The following is a 14,999-nucleotide window of genomic DNA, read 5'->3' as shown; positions in this document are numbered from 1 at the left end:
CTCAGCACCCCCGTCCGCGGTGGGCGCCGTAGGAGGGGCAGGCGCCCCGGCCGTACGCCGGCTCCTCGGCGAGCTGGAGGTCGCCGGCGATCCGGAGGTACCGGCCGTGCGAGAGCGCCTCGGTGAAGCCGTCGGCGAAGTCGAGGGTGGACAGCAGCCCCTCGACCAGGTCGCGGCGCCCGTCGTACAGGGCGTCCACGACGACCGCGGTGCGCAGGAGCATGTCGACCAGGCCGCGCTCGTTGGCCTCCAGCACCCGAGCGGTGCGGCCGAAGGTGCGCCCACCGCTGCGCACCAGCGCACCGAACCGGCCCTCGTGCTCCACCACGGTCCGGGCGGCGACCAACGCGTCGTCGGTGGCGTCGAGCAGGTCGGGTGCGTAGGTGGCGAACGCGTCGAGGTTGGTCGCGAGCAGCTCCAGGTTGCGGCGCACGCGCGGCATGCTCGGGTTCAGCCGGCCCAGGTAGCGGTGGAGGGTCACGATGGTGCGGCCCAGCCGCTCGCCGTTGCCGTCCAGCGCGGTCGCCAGGCCGTCGAGCGCGGTGGCCAGGCGGGCCGGGCCGAGGTCGCCGACGACGCGGTCCAGCCCGTCGAGCACGGCCTGGATCTCCAGGGTCTGGTGGCGGCGGTCCTGCTCGATCCGCACCCCGGCGGCCAGGCCGCGCGCGCCCCGGCCGGCGGAGACCAGGTCGACGAAGGAGGTGCCGAAGACGCTGGCGGGCAGCACCCGCGCCGTCACGTCCACGGGTACGTCGCCGGCCAGGTCCGGGTCGAGGTCGACGGTGACCTCGACCTCCCCGTCGCGGTCGGCCCGGTCGAGGGCGGCGACCCGGCCGACGACGACCCCGCGGTGCTTGACGTCGGCGCCGGGGACCAGGGACCCGCCGGCGTCGTCGAGGGCCACGGTGGCGGTGAGCCGGTCGGCGAAGGTGCCGTTGCCGAGCAGGACCAGGCCGGCCACCACGACGGCGAGCACGCTCAGGGCGACGATCCCGCGGGCCACGAGGGTGGCGCGGGAGGGGTCGCGTTCGCGGCCGCGGAGGGCGTCGAGGAGTCCCATGGTCACCCCGAGATCCGGAAGCCGGGGTCGTTGCCCCAGAAGACGAGGGTCAGCAGCATGTCGACGACGACCACGACGACGATGGAGGCGCGGATCGCGCGGCCGGTGGCCTCGCCGACGCCCTGCGGGCCGCCGGCGGCGCGGAAGCCGTACCAGCAGTGGATGAGGGTCACCAGGAGCGCGAAGACGAGGATCTTGACGACCGAGAAGCCCACGTCGCGCGCGGAGATGAAGGTGTCGAAGTAGTGCTCGTAGGTGCCCGGTGACTGCCCGAACAGCACGGTGACCGCCACCTCCGAGGCGATCCAGGAGCCGATCAGCCCGATCAGGTAGAGCGGGAGGATCGCGGTCATCGCCGCGATCACCCGGGTCGAGACGAGGTAGCGCATCGGGTGGACGGCCATCACCTCGAGGGCGTCGATCTCCTCGTGGATGCGCATCGAGCCGATCTGGGCGGTGAACCGGCAGCCGACCTGGGCGGCCAGGGCGAGCGCGGCGACCAGCGGCGCGAGCTCGCGGGTGTTGACCGAGGCCGAGACGAACCCGGTCAGCGGGGCCAGCCCGACCAGCTCGAGGCCGGCGAAGCCCTCGATGCCCAGCGAGGTGCCGGCTGAGAAGGCCAGCAGCACCATCACGCCGATGGTGCCGCCGCCGACGACGAGCGCCCCGGACCCCCAGCTGATGTCGGCCAGCTGGCGCAGGACCTCGGCCCGGTAGAGCCGCAGGGTGGAGCCGGTCGCGGCCAGGGCGCGCAGCGAGAAGGTCGCGGCGTCGCCGGCCGTGGCGAGCAGGTCGGTGCCGGGGAGCCCTCGGCGGTCGATGCGCGCCACGTCAGGCGATCCGTTGCGGGACGAGGAGGACGTAGGCCTGGGTGAGCCCGACGTTGACCAGCGCGAGCAGGATGAAGCTGAGCACCACGGCCTGGTTGACCGCCTCCGCGACGCCCCGCGGGCCGCCGGTCGCGCCGAGGCCCTTGTGCGCGGCCACGATGGTCGCGATGAACCCGAAGATGGCCGCCTTGACCTCGGCGAGCAGCAGGTCGCTGGGGGCGGCGAAGGAGACGAACGAGCCGAGGTAGGTGCCCGAGCTGACGTCGCCGCCACCGACGTTCAGGGCGTAGCCGGTGCCGATCGCGGTGACGGCGACGACCACGTTCAGCAGGAGCGCGACCGCCACGGCGGCGACCAGTCGCGGGGCCACCAGGCGGCGTACGGGGTCGATGCCCATCACCCGCATCGCGTCGACCTCCTCGCGGACGGTGCGGGCGCCGAGGTCGGAGCACATCGCCGAGCCGACCGCGCCGGCGATCATCAGGCTGGTGACCAGCGGGGCGCCCTGGCGCAGGACGCCGATGCCGTTGACCGCGCCGCTGAAGGACGCCGCGCCGATCTGCTGGGCCACCCCGCCGACCTGCACCGAGACGATCACGCCGAACGGGATCGCCACGAGGATGGTGGGCAGCAGCGAGACCCGGACCATGAACCAGGCCTGCAGCACGCACTCCGACCAGGAGAACCGGCGCCCGAGGATGTCGGAGACCGCCGCGCTGGAGGCGGTCAGCGCCAGCAGCGTCATCGCGCCGGTGGTGCGCACGCCGGCGCGGGCACGCTGGCCCAGTCCGGGTCCGGAGACCCTGGCCGGGGATGCAGTGATCGGTGTCACATGGTGTGCAACGTCACGTGCACCTGGGAGTTACGCCCGACCGGACCATCCGTTCCGGCGGCCGTGGGCGTCACCGCGAGGCGCAGCCGGCCGGCCGGGGTGGCCCGCACGCGGGTGGGGCCGGAGCCGGTGCGGTAGCGGACGACGTACGTCGCGCCGGGGCGGAACCAGCGCGGCGTGCGGACCACGGCGGGGGTCTCGGCGACCAGGGTGAACCCGCGCCGGGACGCGCCGCGCAGCTCGCTCCAGGCATGCTCGGCCGGGCGCCGGTTGACCACCCGCCAGCCCCACTGGTCCCAGGTGCGCTCGACGGAGCGGTAGCGCACGGTCGCCGGGCGGGCCCGCTCCTGGGCCAGCACGCGCGCGAGGGCCGGGAGGTACTCCCGCAGCGAGCGCGACCAGTAGGGCCAGGTGTGGGTGCCGTCCTGGTAGTCGGTGAGCCGGTAGGCCACGCCGGATGCATCGGCCGCGTCGGCGAAGAAGTACGTCGAGAGGTGGGTGATCGTCTCGATGGCGACGGCGCCGAGGTCGGGCAGGTCCTCGTCGAGCTCGCCCGGGGTGCCCCGGGCCGTCCACAACCGCAGGTCGGTCGCGGCGAGGTTGTCCACCAGCGAGGCGGGGTTGTGGCCCTCCCAGACGATGGCGTTGCCGACCGGGTCGCCGAAGGCGGCGAACGGCGAGACGCCGTTGAGGCCGCCCAGGATCGCGCCGACCACCGCGGCGCCGACGGTGCGGGCCAGCGGGTTGCGCGCGATGTCCGGCGCGCCGGAGAACGACGCCGCGGAGACGAACAGGTCCGGGTGGCGCGCGGCGTAGCTGAACGCCCCGAAGCCGCCCTGGGAGAGCCCCGCGATCGCGCGGGCGTGCCGTGCGCGCACGGTGCGGAGGTTGTCGTCGATCCACGGCACGAGCTGCCCGATGTGGAAGCTCTCCCAGTTGGCGGTGCCCAGCGCGGTGTCCTGGTCGACCCAGTCGGTCCACCAGGAGCCGCCGTTGCCGTCGTACCCGCCGTCGGGCATGACCACGACCAGCGGCAGGTCGCGGGTGGCGGCCAGGACCCCGCCGGCCTCGACCCAGTCCAGCGCCCCGCCGCCCGTGCCGTGCAGGAGGTGGAGGACCGGGTAGCGCCGGCTCGTGCGGTCGTAGCCGCGCGGCAGGGCGACCACGACGCGGACCGGGCGGGCGAGCTCGGCGGTGCGGACCACCAGGCGCCACTGCCGGGCGCCGACCCGCTCGGCGGAGACGACCTTGATGCCGCGGCCGTCGCGGAACGGTCCGGTGCCGCTCGTCGGGGCCGCCGGGGCTACCGGAGCTGCCGGGGCTGCCGGGGCTGCCGGGGCTGCCGGGGCTGCCGCGGGCGCGACGGCCGGGGCGGGGCCCGCGGTGAGGCCCGGCAGCAGGGCCAGCGCCAGGGCGAGGGCGGCGAGCAGCGGGACGATGAGGGCGAGGATCCGGCGGGTCACGCCGGATCAACGGCGAGGGGCGCGATCAGGTACGGGTGACCCGGGCGGGCAGGTGGGTCCGCGGCGCCATCCGCGCGCCGTGGCGCGGCCGGCGGTGCCCCGCGGCGTAGAGCAGGGCGACCACGCGCTGGCGGTGCGGGCGCCAGGGTTCGAGGTAGGCCTCCATCGCGGCGTCGTCGAACGGCTCGCCGGTCAACGCCCAGCCGATGTCCTTGGCGACGTGGTAGTCGCCGAAGGACACCGCGTCGGGGTCGCCGAGGGCGCGCTGACGCACCTCGGCGGCGGTCCAGCGGCCGATGCCGGGAATCGTGCGCAGCCGGCGCTCGACCTCCTCGCCGGGGAGGTCGGCGAGGCGCTCCATCGCGTCGGCGACCCGGGCGACGGTCACCAGCGCGCGGGAGCGGGCGGGATCGACGTGCATCCGCAGCCACTCCCACGAGGGCACCTGGCGGAGCACCTCGGGCGTGGGCTGGAGCCACAGGTCCCGGTCCGGGCCGGGGCCGGGCGCGCGCTCGCCGTAGCGGCGCACGAGCATCCGGTAGCCCGCGAACGCCTCCTGGCCGGTCACCTTCTGCTCCAGGACGGCCGGGACCAGCGCCTCCATCACCAGGCCGGTGCGGCCGAGCCGCAGGTGCGGGTGCCGGCGCCGGGCCTCGACCAGCACCGGGTGGTCGCGCGGGTCGAAGCCGCTCCAGTCGTCACCGGCGCCGAGCAGGTCGGGCACCGAGGCCAGCGCCCAGTCCGCGCCCGGCCCCCACGCCTCGGCGTGGACCGCGCCGTCGCGCGCGACGACGTGCAGCGCCAGGGTGGCCGGGCCTTCCAAGGTGCGGATCCCGCGCCAGTGCCGCCCGGCGACGTCGATGCGGTAGGTCGGGTCGCCCCCGCCGCGCTGGTGCAGGCGCATCGTCCCGAGCCCGCACGGCCAGTCGGGACGCCACACGCGGGTCGAGGACGTCACGGTCACGACGCTAACCCGGCGTACCGACACCGGCGCAGCCGCACCGCGCGGGACTGCAGGACGGCGCGAGAACACGTTCTACTCCGCGCCGCTAGGGTGCCGCCCATGCTGCAGGTCTCCGACGAGCGCCGCGTGCGCACCCTGACCCTGGACCGGCCCGAGGCGCTCAACGCCTTCAACGAGGCGTTGTACGACGCGCTGGCCGACGCCCTGCTGGCCGCCGCGGAGGACCCGGAGGTGGCGGTGGTGCTGCTGACCGGCAACGGCCGCGGGTTCAGCGCCGGCACCGACCTGCTGGAGATGCACCGGATCGCCACCGACCCGACCTTCGAGCGCGGCCGGCACGGCTTCCCCGGGCTGGTCGACGCGCTGGTCGACTTCCCGAAGCCGCTGGTGGTCGCGGTCAACGGGGTCGGCCTCGGCATCGGCGCGACCATCCTCGGCTTCGCCGACCTCGCGTTCATGTCCTCGACCGCGCGGCTCAAGTGCCCCTTCACCTCCCTCGGCGTCGCGCCCGAGGCGGCCTCGTCCTACCTGCTCCCCCGCCTGGTCGGGCGGCAGGACGCCGCGTGGGTGCTGCTGTCCGCGGAGTGGGTCTCGGCCGCCGAGGCCCAGGCGATGGGCCTGGTCTGGCGGGTCTGCGAGCCCGACGACCTGCTGCCCGAGGCGCGGCGCCACGCCGAGGTGCTGGCCGCGCGGCCGGTGGCCTCGCTGGTGGCGGTCAAGCGGGCGATGACCGCGCCACTGCGGGCCGGGATCGACGCCGCCCGGGAGCGGGAGAACGCCGCCTTCGCCGAGCTGATGGGCGGCCCGGCCAACCTCGAGGCCCTCAACGCGTTCGCCGAGGGCCGCGAGGCCGACTTCACCGGGATGTGACGACCCCGCCACCGACACCCCGCCCTCCAACCCGCCGAGTCGGCACTTCTGGCCCGCCGAGTCCGCACTTCGGGCCCGCCGAGTCCGCACTTCTGGCCCGCCGAGTCCGCACTTCTGGCCGGCGCCACCCCGATCTGCGGACTCGGCCCGCGACAACTGCGGACTCGGCCCGCGAAAGGTGCAGACTCGGCGGCTTGGCGGCTCGGCGGCTTGGCGGCTTGCTCAGCGGGGCTCGCGCACCGTGACGTCGAAGGACGCGCCGGCGCCGTAGATCAGCAGGAACCCGGCGTACGCCGCGCCCGGCGGGATCGTGACCGCCTCGTCGAAGTAGCCGAAGTCGCCGGTGATCGGGGCGCAGTCGGGGCCGTACCAGTAGAGCAGCCACTCCCCGATCGGCACCGAACCGGTGTAGGTGATCGTGTGCTTGCCGTCGGCCGAGCCCTCGGGGAGCTTGGTGAACCACGCGTCGGAGCCGTTGGCCGGCGGCAGGCCCGGGCAGCTGGCGGCCCAGGTGAGCTCGGTGACGCCGGGCCGGTACGGGTCGAGCCCGAGCAGCGAGCCCTGCGTGGGGTTGCCGACGGCGACCGAGCCGGCGCTGGTCACCGGCTTGTCCGGCTTCGGCTCGGTGGGGCTGATCCCGGGGGCGCGGCCGAAGACCTGGACCTCGCTGATGATCGCGGTCGAGGCGTTCTCCGCGCCGTCGCCGAAGGTCGAGAGCGGGGTGACCCGCACGAAGCGCGCCTTCACCGGCCGCTGCAGCCGGTAGGTCTTGAGCATCTGGTCGCCGACCGTGGGGCGGGGCTGCTTGAAGGAGAAGGTCGCCGTGGTGACCGTGCGCCACCGCTTGCCGTCGGTGGAGGTCTGCACGCGCACCTTGTCGGCGGCCGCGAAGCGCGGCAGCGTCGGCGGCTTCATCACGCTGACGTGCACGGTGTCGACGAGCGATGGCTTCTTCAGCCGGGCGATGACCGAGGCCTTCGGCCCGTCGACGTACGCCGCGTCCTGCGGGCCGGTCTGGTAGGAGCTGGCCTCGGTGTCGTCGAACATGCCGGCGGCGGGCAGCGCGGGGTTCTCGCTGCTCACCTTGGTCACCTTCGCGCCCGAGAGCTCCGAGAGGAGGTTGGGGCGCAGGCGGATCGTCTTGTCCAGGGTGCGGCCGCGCTCGATGGTGACCGGGAACCGCTGGATGCCGAAGCCGGGCGCCTGCAGGGTCAGCGTGTAGCGCCCCGGCGTCATCGTGGCGCTCGCCCGGCCGCCCTTGTCGGTCGTGTCGACCGGCGTCGCGCGGGCCTCGAAGACCCCGGGCAGCACGCGTACGCCCGCGACCGGGCCGCCGGCGGAGGCGTTGAGGACCCGCAGCCGCAGCCGGCCGTTCTGCGCGGCCCGCTTGGCGTCGAAGCCCGGCTTCGGGTCGGTGTCGGCCTCGCCCTTCGTGCGGGCCGAGGCGCCCATGCCGCGCTTGGCGAAGACGGCCCAGATGAGGTCGTCGTACTTCTTGCCGTAGCGCAGGCGGCTGGCCCGGAGGATCGCGTCGCGCATGTCGAGGAACGAGGGCTCGGGGGCCGAGATCGGCATCGCGTCCATCACGAGGTGCTGGCTGATGTCGCTGGCCCGGCGCTGGTCGCCGCCGACGGCGCGGAGGATCGCGGTGCGCAGGTCCCACAGGGTGGCGGTCCAGATCTCGCCGTCGGAGTGGACCTCCGGGCCGGAGGTGTCGTAGCCGATGTCGCCGAAGGTGGTCGGGTGCTCGGCGTAGTTCCAGTTGCGGATGCCGCGCTTCTTGTCACCGACGTACGCCGCGGTCACCGCGGTGCGCGAGAGGCCCTCGCGGAAGAGGTGGTTCATCGCGAACCAGTCGCCCCAGCCCTCGCCCATCGAGCCACCCTGGACGACGCCGAGGGCCCCGAGGCCGCCGCCGCCGACGTAGCGGTTGGACAGCCCGTGGGCGTACTCGTGCTGGATGATCGTGGCGTCGAAGTCGCCGTCGCGGTAGGGCCCCTCGAACGCGTCGTCGACGGGGTTCCACAGGTACATGTTGGTGATGCCCGGGATGCCGTCGGGCAGCGTGATCATGTTGGCGTTGTTGCGCCCGAGCCCCAGGATCGGGTCGGTCAGCCCGGTGGCCCCCGACTGCGCGCCGCCCAGGATCAGGTCGCCGCCGAGGCCGCCCTTGCCGAAGTTGTCGAGCTGGAAGTTGCCGGCGGTCTCGGTGAAGCCGAACTCGTAGAACTCGTCGTGGATCCGGTTGTGGTGGTAGAAGAGGTTGACCGCCGCGGCGTTGGCGTCGCGCACCCACGAGCCCGTCGCACCCTTGGTCCCGCGCCACGCGTCGGGGAAGGCGAAGTCGAAGCTGCCGGTCGGCGCGATCGGCCGGATCGCCTGGTCGACGGGGACCAGCGGGACGGTCCAGGCGTTGACCGTGTCGGCGTTGTTGCCCAGCGTGGTGATCCCGGTGCCGAGCAACCCGGTCACGTCGACCCAGCCCTTGGGCGACTGCGGCGTCCGCCCGAAGGACTTGGTGACCGGCTTCCCGCCCTTCGGCGCCCCCGGGTAGTTCTCGTAGACCGTGCCCTCCGCGTGCTGGACGAGCGACTTGCGCAGCAGCGGCTCGCCGCTGGCGGCGTCGACGACCTGGACGTAGGCCTCGTGCATGCTCTTGACGACGAGCACCGCGTACGCCGCCCGGGCGCCGTCGGCCATCGGGAAGGCGATCCGCCGCACCCGCAGCACGTCGGCGAGCGGGCCGGCGTCGAAGACGTCGTAGCCGCCCTGCTTGCGACCGAGCGCCTTGACCACCACGTCGAGCGCGGGCGCGACCGCGTCGAGGACCGTGCCGATCGCCTTCGCCGGGGACAGCTCGAAGGAGCCGACCAGCCGGCTCGGACGCACCGGGTTGCCGGCGTAGCTCACCACCCGGCCGTCGCGGTCGGTCACGACGGTCAGCACGCCGCCGTAGCCGGCCGCCACGCCGCCGAAGGTCTGCGCGAAGCTGACCACCCGCGCGCCGATGCCGGGCAGCTCGTGGTCGCGGACCACCTCCAGCGCGTCGACGTCGTCGGCGTCGATCCCGATCAGCGCGGTCTGCGAGCGCAGCCAGCCGCGGGCGATGTCGACCGGGTCGCCGGCGCGGGGGCCGGTCAGCGGCCCGCTGTCCTTCCACACCGCGCGGGGCGTGCCCGCGGAGCCCCACGTGACCGAGGCGCCCAGGGAGCGGGCGGCCGTGCGCTGGGCGGTGGTCGGGCCGAGGGCGGGAAGCGCCCGGCGGGCGTCGTACGCGAGGGTGCGGAGGTCGCCGACGAGCCCGGCGACCGGGCCCGACGTGCGGGCGGCGGGGGCCGGCGCCGGCACCGGCGCGGAGGCGGCGTCGGCGGAGCCGGTCACGGACAGGGTGGGGGCGGCGATCGCCGCGAGGCCGACGACGGCGGCGAGGGAGGTGCGCGAGCGGACCACGGCGTTCCTGACGTTCGGGCGGAGCCTCGAGGGCCCGGGCGGTGGGCGGTTGCGGGTGTGCGTTGCCTGGCAAACGACGGCCGGGCGCGAGGGGTACGCACGAGTAACCCGGCCTGGACAGGTCGCGGGTTGTGCGCGCCGGTTGAATGGCCCCGTGCTCCTCGCCGACGTCGTGGCCACCTCCCGGGCCGTCGCCGCCACCCGGTCCCGCAAGGCCAAGGTGAGCGCGGTGGCCGAGCTGCTCGGCCGGCTCGACGACGCCGGCCCCGACGAGGTCGCCACGGTGGTCTCCTACCTCGCCGGCTCGCTGCGCCAGCGGCGCACCGGGCTCGGGTGGCGTTCGCTGGCCACGCTGCCCCCGCCCGCGGCCGAGCCGTCGCTGACCGTCACCGGCGTGCACGAGGACTTCGACGCGATCGCCGCGCTGGCCGGCCCGGGGTCGCAGGCCGCCCGGGCGGCGGCCGTCGAGGCGCTCTTCGCCCGCGCGACCCCCGCCGAGCAGGCCTGGCTGCGCGGGCTGGTCACCGGCGAGGTCCGCCAGGGCGCGCTCGACGCGCTGGTCCAGGAGGCGGTCGCGGTCGCCGGCGACGTACCCCTCGCGGCGGTGCGGCGGGCCGCGATGCTCGCCGGCTCGACCGTCGCGGTGGCGACCGCGGCGCTGACCGGCGGCGCGGAGGCCCTGGCGGCGTACGGGCTGGAGGTGGGCCGTCCGGTCCTGCCGATGCTCGCCTCCTCGGCGCCGTCCACCGCCGAGGCGATGGCCAAGGCCGGCGGCGGCGAGGTCGCCCTCGACACCAAGCTCGACGGCATCCGGATCCAGGTCCACCGCGACGGCGACGACGTGCTCGTCGCGACCCGCTCCCTCGACGACATCACCGCCCGGCTGCCCGAGGTGGTCGCGATCGCCCGCTCGCTGCCCGCCGAGCGGTTCGTGCTCGACGGCGAGGCGATCGCGCTGGACGCCGACGGCCGGCCGCGGCCCTTCCAGGAGACCGCGTCCCGCACCGCCCAGGCCTCCGACGGCCGGGTCGCGGTGACGCCGTACTTCTTCGACCTGCTGCACCTCGACGGTCGCGACCTGCTCGACTCCCCCGGCGCCGAGCGGCTCGCCGAGCTCGAGCGGCTCGTCCCCGAGGCCCACCGGGTCGACCGGCTGGTCACCGCCGACGCCGACGCCGCCGACGCGTTCGTCGCCCGGGTGCTCGCCGCCGGCCACGAGGGGGTCGTGGTCAAGAACCTCGCCGCGCCGTACGACGCCGGCCGCCGCGGCGCCGCGTGGGTCAAGGTCAAGCCGGTGCTCACCCTCGACCTGGTCGTGCTGGCCGTCGAGTGGGGCTCGGGCCGCCGCCACGGCAAGCTCTCCAACATCCACCTCGGCGCCCGGGATCCCGAGTCGGGCGGCTTCGTGATGCTGGGCAAGACGTTCAAGGGCATGACCGACGAGATGCTCGCCTGGCAGACCGAGCGGTTCCTCTCCCTGGCCACCTCGCGCGACCCCTACGCCGTGCAGGTGCGGCCCGAGCAGGTCGTCGAGGTCGCCATCGACGGGGTGCAGCGCTCGACCCGCTACCCCGGCGGCGTGGCCCTGCGGTTCGCCCGCGTGGTCCGCTACCGCGACGACAAGCTGCCCGTCGACGTCGACACCATCGACAGCGTGCGATCGCTGCTGACCGGCACCACCACCACCGAGGAGGACGCGTGAGGAACGTGCAGTTCTGGCAGGTCTCGGGCTACGAGGCCAACGCCGACCTGGAGGACGAGCCGCTGCCGCCCGGGCTGCTGCACCGCGGCACCAACACCGCCGACGGCGCCGCCGTGCTCGTCTTCTGGGACGAGGCGATGGGCCGCTGGCAGGAGGTCGACCCCTCGATGGTCGACGCCTGAGGGTGGCCGGTCGCCGATCCCGTCACAGTCGTGCAACTGAGAGTTGCACGCTCGCTACGATCGGCGCATGACCACCGAGCGCATCGACGGGCGCCGCTCCGCGGCGGCCGCGCGTCGCCGGGCGCGGGAGCAGGAGATCATCGCGGCGACGCGGCGGCTCTTCGACGAGCGCGGCGTGCGGGACGCCCAGATCGACGACATCGCCTCGGCGGTCGGGATCAACCGGGCGATCGTCTACCGGCACTTCTCCGGCAAGGAGGAGATCTTCGCGCTGACGCTCGTCTCCTACCTCGACGAGCTGCGGGGCGAGCTGGAGGCCGCGGCCGAGGGTGTCGAGGACGCACCGGCGCGGCTCGCGGCGATCGTGACGGCGTTCGTCGACTACGGCGTGACCCACCCCGCGTTCGTCGACTGCGCCCAGGCGCTGATGCGGCGCACCGGCGCGGAGCTGCTCGACGAGATCAGCGAGAGCGCGCTCTTCCGCCTCGGCCGCGGGATCTCCTCGTGCCTGCGCCAGCTGAGCACGGCGCTGGAGCACGGCGTGGCCACCGGCGACTTCCACGTCGAGGAGCCCGCGCTGCTCGCCAACACGCTGTACGCCAGCGGGCTCGGCGCCCTCCAGCTGGCCCGGCTGGGGATCCTCGTCGACGAGGCCGCGCCCGGCGTGCCGACCGTCGGGGCCATCTCCCCCGAGCAGGTCCGCCACTACCTCGTCACCTCGGCGCTGGCGCTCGCGACCCACCCTCCCGCCTGACGGCGGTCGAGCCCGGCGCGGGGTCGCCGACCGGCGTCCGCCGCCCGGGCACCTCGAACCAGAACGTCGACCCCTCGCCCTCGGTGCTGGCCACCCCCATCAGGCCCCCGTCCCGCTCGACCAGCGACCGCGAGATCGCGAGCCCGAGGCCCGATCCGGGGCGGTGGTGGGCGAAGCGCACGAACGGCTTGAACACCTCCGCCGCCTGCGCCGCGCTCAGCCCGGGACCGTCGTCCCTGATCCGGACCCGGGCCCACTCCGTGCCGAGCTCCCCGCGCGACCAGACGACGTCGACCACGGCGCGGCCGTCGGGCCCGGCGTAGGCCACGGCGTTCCCGAGGAGGTTGGCGAGGACCTGCCGCAGGGCGGTGGACGTCGTCCTGACCTGGACCTCCGGGGGGACCTGGGACTCCAGGTGCACGCCCGCCTCCGCGGCCGGGGCGCGAAGCCAGTGGAGCGCGTCCTGGACCGCCGGGGCCAGGTCGACCCACGTCACCTCCGCCGTCGCAGGTCCGCCGGCGACGCTCAACAGCTCACCCACCACCGAGACCAGGTGGTCCCCCGCCCGGCGGATGGCCGAGGCGTCGTCGATCACGCGGGCGAGCAGGGCGGTGTCGACCGCAGCGGCCGCACCGTCCGGGCTGTCCTCACCGTCGCGCCGCTCCGCCGCCACCGCGTCGGTGACCTCGGCGGCGAGCACCTCGGTCGTCCCCAGCAGCGCCGCGACCGGCGTGCGCAGCTCGTGAGCGACCGTGGAGAAGAACTGCTGCGCGCTGGCGCGGGCGTGGTCGCCCCGCTCCAGCGCATCGGCCAGCGAGCGTCGCGCCCGGACCTGCTCGAAGCGTGCGGTGAGCGCGGCGCCGAGCAGGCGCAGGTCGGCGATCGCGACCGGGCTCCACGGCCCGGGCCGGCCGCGGACGGCGGACAACGACCCGTGGGCCGGGCCCTCGCCGACCAGGATCGTGGCCAGCATCGCCGCCACGCCGTACTGCTCCGTCTCGGTCCGGTCGACCTCGGCGTCGGCCGGCAGCGCTGCGGCGTCGGCGAGCGCGACCACGCGGTCGCGGCGCCCCAGCGCGGAGAGCAACGGTTGGGTCGCCGCCGCCTCGGGCTCGTGCGTACAAGGGAGGACCGAGATGCTCCCCGGCGTCCGGCGCCACTCCCGCAGCCGGGCGCGCCCGCCCAGGGCGACCCACGACGACGGCTCGTCGGGGGTCAAGGACGTCAGGACCGCCGTCACCGTGTCCGCGTCGGAGACGGCCAGCAGGTGCCGGGCCGCGGCCTCCAGCACGTCGTCGACCGAGGCCGGACCCTCGAGGATGCTCGTCGCGAGCGTCGCCGCATCCTCGGACACGGGCAGCCGCGACGCGATGGGCTGCAGGCCGTACGCCGCCATCTCCTCGGGGTCCGTCGGAAGCGAGGTCATGGCGTGGTCCCTGGGGGTCGTGGTGACCCGGGCGCACGTCGGCCCGGCGGCCGCCAGTGTAGGACCGTGGCGGCCGCCGGGCCGAGGAGTCGGCTCAGCGCTCCAGGATCGCGACGACGCCCTGGCCGCCGGCGGCGCAGATCGAGATCAGGCCGCGGCCCGAGCCCTTCTCCGTGAGCAGCTTGGCCAGGTTGGCGATGATCCGCCCGCCGGTCGCGGCGAACGGGTGGCCCGCGGCGAGCGAGGAGCCGCGGACGTTGAGCTTGGCGCGGTCGATCGAGCCGAGCGGCGCGTCGAGACCGAGGCGATCCTTGCAGAACACCGGGTCCTCCCACGCCGCGAGCGTGGAGAGCACCTGGGAGGCGAACGCCTCGTGGATCTCGTAGAAGTCGAAGTCCTGCAGGGTCAGGCCGTTGCGGGCGAGCAGGCGCGGCACGGCGTACGCCGGCGCCATGAGCAGACCCTCGCCGCCGTGGACGTAGTCGACGGCGGCGGTCTCGGCGTCGACGAACCAGGCGAGCGGCTCGAGGCCGTGCTCGCCGGCCCACTCCTCGGACCCGAGCAGCACCGCGGAGGCGCCGTCGGTGAGCGGGGTGGAGTTCGCGGCGGTCATCGTGGCCGACTCACCCTTGCCGAAGACCGGCTTGAGCTTGGCGAGCTTCTCCACGGTGGAGTCCGGGCGCAGGTTGTTGTCGCGCTCGAGGCCGCGGAACGGCGTCACGAGGTCGTCGTTCCAGCCCGCGTCGTACGCCGCGGCGAGGTTCTGGTGGGAGGCGGCGGCGAGCTCGTCCTGCGCCTCGCGGGTGATCCGCCACTCCAGCGCGGTCAGCGCGGCGTGGTCGCCCATGGACAGCCCGGTGCGGGGCTCGCCGTTCTTCGGGATCTCCAGGCCGATGTCGCCGGGGCGGATCTGGCCCAGGGCGGTGAGCCGGCCCTTGGTGTCCTTCGCGGCGTTGACCTTCATCAGCTTCTTGCGCAGCTTGTCGCTGATCGCGACCGGCGCATCGGAGGTGGTGTCGGTGCCGCCGGCGATGCCGGAGTCGATCTGGCCCAGCGCGATCTTGTTCGCGACCTGGATCGCCGCCTGCAGGCCGGTGCCGCAGGCCTCCTGGATGTCGGTGGCCGGCGTGGTCGGCGCCAGCTTCGAGCCGAGCACGGACTCGCGCGCCAGGTTGAAGTCGCGCGCGTGCTTGAGGACCGCGCCGGCGACGACCTCGCCCACGCGCTCGCCCTCGAGGCCGTAGCGGGCGGCGAGACCGTCGATCGCAGCGGTGAGCATGTCCTGGTTCGAGGCGGTCGCGTAGGCGCCGTTCGAGCGGGCGAACGGGATGCGGTTGCCGCCGAGGACCGCGACGCGGCGAGTGCTGTTCTCCATGCTCCTATCCTTGCCGCGATCCCGCGTGATCAGAAGGACATGAGGGGCACGTCACGAAATGTGGACTCGGAGTTACACCTCTAGTTACATG

At 74.7% G+C, this 14,999-nt stretch carries 12 protein-coding genes; 4 read left to right on the top strand and 8 right to left on the bottom strand.

What is annotated here, in order from left to right; genetic code table 11:
- Window position 1: 1 nt before the first annotated feature.
- The 5 genes from HPC71_RS09050 to HPC71_RS09030 all read right to left on the bottom strand — a co-directional run bounded on the left by HPC71_RS09050 (window position 2) and on the right by HPC71_RS09030 (window position 5,143).
- Entirely contained in the window at window positions 2–1,060 is a 1,059-nt protein-coding gene (locus HPC71_RS09050) for an MCE family protein (RefSeq protein ID WP_230084159.1), read from the bottom strand.
- A gap of 2 nt (window positions 1,061–1,062) precedes the next feature.
- Window positions 1,063–1,890: an MlaE family ABC transporter permease gene (locus tag HPC71_RS09045; protein ID WP_171896590.1), complete on the bottom strand. Its 828-nt coding sequence runs from the start codon at window positions 1,888–1,890 to the stop codon at window positions 1,063–1,065.
- A 1-nt stretch (window position 1,891) separates the two neighbouring features.
- Entirely contained in the window at window positions 1,892–2,653 is a 762-nt protein-coding gene (locus HPC71_RS09040; RefSeq protein ID WP_253943964.1) for an MlaE family ABC transporter permease, read from the bottom strand.
- Between the two features lie 65 nt (window positions 2,654–2,718).
- The gene (locus HPC71_RS09035; RefSeq protein WP_154614530.1) at window positions 2,719–4,185 is read right to left on the bottom strand and encodes an alpha/beta hydrolase; all 1,467 of its coding nucleotides are present in this window, start codon (window positions 4,183–4,185) and stop codon (window positions 2,719–2,721) included.
- A gap of 25 nt (window positions 4,186–4,210) precedes the next feature.
- The gene (locus tag HPC71_RS09030) at window positions 4,211–5,143 is read right to left on the bottom strand and encodes a DNA-3-methyladenine glycosylase family protein (RefSeq protein ID WP_253943963.1); all 933 of its coding nucleotides are present in this window, start codon (window positions 5,141–5,143) and stop codon (window positions 4,211–4,213) included.
- Between the two features lie 105 nt (window positions 5,144–5,248).
- Between HPC71_RS09030 and HPC71_RS09025 the strand changes: the two genes are divergently transcribed.
- On the top strand, window positions 5,249–6,019 hold the full coding sequence (locus HPC71_RS09025) for an enoyl-CoA hydratase/isomerase family protein (protein ID WP_154614531.1): 771 nt from the start codon (window positions 5,249–5,251) through the stop codon (window positions 6,017–6,019).
- 222 nt (window positions 6,020–6,241) lie between these two features.
- Here HPC71_RS09025 and HPC71_RS09020 read toward each other — a convergent pair whose 3' ends face one another.
- On the bottom strand, window positions 6,242–9,469 hold the full coding sequence (locus HPC71_RS09020) for a M36 family metallopeptidase (protein ID WP_171896589.1): 3,228 nt from the start codon (window positions 9,467–9,469) through the stop codon (window positions 6,242–6,244).
- Between the two features lie 154 nt (window positions 9,470–9,623).
- Between HPC71_RS09020 and HPC71_RS09015 the strand changes: the two genes are divergently transcribed.
- The 3 genes from HPC71_RS09015 (at window position 9,624) to HPC71_RS09005 (ending at window position 12,107) form a co-directional block, all read left to right on the top strand.
- Window positions 9,624–11,171 (top strand): ATP-dependent DNA ligase, encoded by a 1,548-nt coding sequence (locus tag HPC71_RS09015; RefSeq protein WP_171896588.1) that lies wholly within the window; start codon window positions 9,624–9,626, stop codon window positions 11,169–11,171.
- Window positions 11,168–11,353 (top strand): hypothetical protein, encoded by a 186-nt coding sequence (locus tag HPC71_RS09010; protein ID WP_154611831.1) that lies wholly within the window; start codon window positions 11,168–11,170, stop codon window positions 11,351–11,353. Before HPC71_RS09015 ends, HPC71_RS09010 begins: the two co-directional genes overlap by 4 nt.
- A gap of 67 nt (window positions 11,354–11,420) precedes the next feature.
- On the top strand, window positions 11,421–12,107 hold the full coding sequence (locus HPC71_RS09005; RefSeq protein ID WP_154614534.1) for a TetR/AcrR family transcriptional regulator: 687 nt from the start codon (window positions 11,421–11,423) through the stop codon (window positions 12,105–12,107).
- Here the strand turns inward: HPC71_RS09005 and HPC71_RS09000 are convergent.
- Complete coding sequence (locus tag HPC71_RS09000) at window positions 12,067–13,533, bottom strand: sensor histidine kinase (RefSeq protein ID WP_154614535.1); 1,467 nt, start codon at window positions 13,531–13,533, stop codon at window positions 12,067–12,069. The genes HPC71_RS09005 and HPC71_RS09000 overlap by 41 nt on opposite strands.
- Window positions 13,534–13,627: 94 nt before the next feature.
- Window positions 13,628–14,908, bottom strand: coding sequence for an acetyl-CoA C-acetyltransferase (locus HPC71_RS08995; protein WP_154614536.1), 1,281 nt, complete (start codon window positions 14,906–14,908; stop codon window positions 13,628–13,630).
- Between the last annotated feature and the right edge of the window lie 91 nt (window positions 14,909–14,999).

It is taken from the genome of Nocardioides marmotae (genome assembly GCF_013177455.1).
In the GTDB taxonomy this organism is placed as follows: Bacteria; Actinomycetota; Actinomycetes; order Propionibacteriales; family Nocardioidaceae; genus Nocardioides; species Nocardioides marmotae.
Note: the sequence above shows the minus strand (reverse complement) of the source record. Positions and strands in the feature narration are given on the sequence as shown.

Excerpts from the sequence above, each read along its gene's own strand:
- HPC71_RS08995 (WP_154614536.1), bottom strand. The coding sequence starts at position 14,908 with ATGGAGAACAGCACTCGCCGCGTCGCGGTCCTCGGCGGCAACCGCATC.
- HPC71_RS09050 (WP_230084159.1), bottom strand. The coding sequence starts at position 1,060 with ATGGGACTCCTCGACGCCCTCCGCGGCCGCGAACGCGACCCCTCCCGC.
- HPC71_RS09000 (WP_154614535.1), bottom strand. The coding sequence starts at position 13,533 with ATGACCTCGCTTCCGACGGACCCCGAGGAGATGGCGGCGTACGGCCTG.
- HPC71_RS09025 (WP_154614531.1), top strand. The coding sequence starts at position 5,249 with ATGCTGCAGGTCTCCGACGAGCGCCGCGTGCGCACCCTGACCCTGGAC.
- HPC71_RS09005 (WP_154614534.1), top strand. The coding sequence starts at position 11,421 with ATGACCACCGAGCGCATCGACGGGCGCCGCTCCGCGGCGGCCGCGCGT.